This is a genomic window from Bradyrhizobium sp. NAS96.2 (assembly GCF_001908235.1).
Classification (GTDB): domain Bacteria; phylum Pseudomonadota; class Alphaproteobacteria; order Rhizobiales; family Xanthobacteraceae; genus Bradyrhizobium.
The window spans coordinates 1-1,553 of record NZ_LGHK01000308.1 but is presented as its reverse complement, the minus strand read 5'-3'; the positions used below and the strand labels follow the sequence as shown (position 1 = coordinate 1,553).

2 pseudogenes are annotated in these 1,553 nt (G+C 61.1%); one reads left to right on the top strand and one right to left on the bottom strand.

The features are described 5' to 3' along the window. A pseudogene (locus AC628_RS40465) lies at positions 1-553 on the bottom strand (DDE-type integrase/transposase/recombinase); the annotation flags it as partial. Position 554: 1 nt separating this feature from the next. Between AC628_RS40465 and AC628_RS40460 the strand changes: the two are divergent. Beyond that, positions 555-1,269, top strand: a pseudogene (locus AC628_RS40460) (IS110 family RNA-guided transposase); the annotation flags it as partial. Positions 1,270-1,553: the final 284 nt, after the last annotated feature.

The window sequence follows — 1,553 nt, the reverse complement described above, 5'->3', positions numbered from 1 at the left end:
TCAGGATGGCGTTGCTGGTCAGCTCGCTGCCGTTGTCGCTGACCACCATTTTCGGCTTGCCGCGCTCGATCATCAGCCGGTCCAGTTCCCGCGCCACCCGGCTGTCCGAGAGCGAGGTATCAGCCACCAGCGCCAGGCACTCGCGGGTGCAGTCATCGACCACGGTCAGGATGCGGAAGCGGCGGCCGTCCGTGAGCTGATCCGATACGAAGTCGAGCGACCAGCGGTCATTCGGCGCCATCGGCACCGTCATCGGGGCTCGGGTACCGATTGCCCGCTTGCGGCCGCCACGGCGGCGCACTGCAAGCTTCTCCTCCCGGTAAAGCCGGAACAGCTTCTTGTGGTTGATCAGATAGCCCTCCCGCTTGAGCAGCACGTGCAGGCGCCGATAGCCGAAGCGGCGGCGCTCCTGGGCGATCGCCTTCATGCGCTGGCGAAGGCCGGCGTCGTCCGCCCGGGTCGTCCGATATCTCATGGTCATGCGGCAGCAGCCGATGGCTTTACACGCCCGCCGTTCGCTCATCCCGAATGCTTCCCGCAGATGGGCGACAGCTTTCGTCGCCGTGAAGGAGGAGGACCAGGTCGACCTTCAAGCGCTGCTTCGAATCCGTGACCAGATGGTCGGCTCGAGGACACGCCTGATCAATCAGATGCGAGCTTTCTGCCTCGAGTACGGGGTACCGTTGCGTCAGGGTGCTGGAATATTCAAACTCGAATTGCCGCGCGCTTTGAATGACGAAGAAGACGATTTGTCACCAGTGATGCGTCGCGTGGTCGGCGATCTCTTCGCCGATCTCCGGCGCCTCGAAGAACGGATCCGCGAAGTGACAAAGGAGATCGAAGCAGTCGCCGACCGAGAGGACGTCACACGCCGGCTGATGACAATCCCTGGTATCGGCGCATTGGGTGCGACCGCTGTACTTGCCGCGATCGGTGATGGGCTGCAGTTTCGCAAGGCCCGCGACCTTGCTGCCTGGCTGGGATTAGTGCCCAGACAACACTCGACCGGCGGAAAACAGACGTTGCTTGGCATCAGCAAACGCGGCAATCGCTATGTGAGAAAGCTTTTAGTGCATGGCGCGCGATCCTGCTTCCGGCACCTGGACCGGACACGCGATCGCTTGGGAAGCTGGCTCGACGGGCTCCAGGCTCGGATGCATCCGAACAAGGCCGTTGTCGCTCTAGCCGCCAAAATGGCCCGCATTGTCTGGGTGGTTTTGAATAAGCCCGGAGGCACTCTACGAGCGCAGAGATCCTGCCTTCACCTGACGCTTCTGGCTTCGATTGCAAGGCTCGGGAACAGTGATGACGAAACAGTGGATCAACACGCCGTAAGCCCTGTGCAAAAAAGCGGGCTTCGTGCCCGAACCATTTATTGGGAACGGCGTGCGCGGATCTCATCATGGCCTGGCTGCAACAGCAGTCCACTCGCGAGAGGCCGGATACATTTATACAACTGGAAGCGTCATTTTTGCTGTTACGACCCTTGCACGGACGGGGCGGACCATACATTCTTTCCCACGAGGTCCTTGAGCGCCGCGTTGTCCAACATG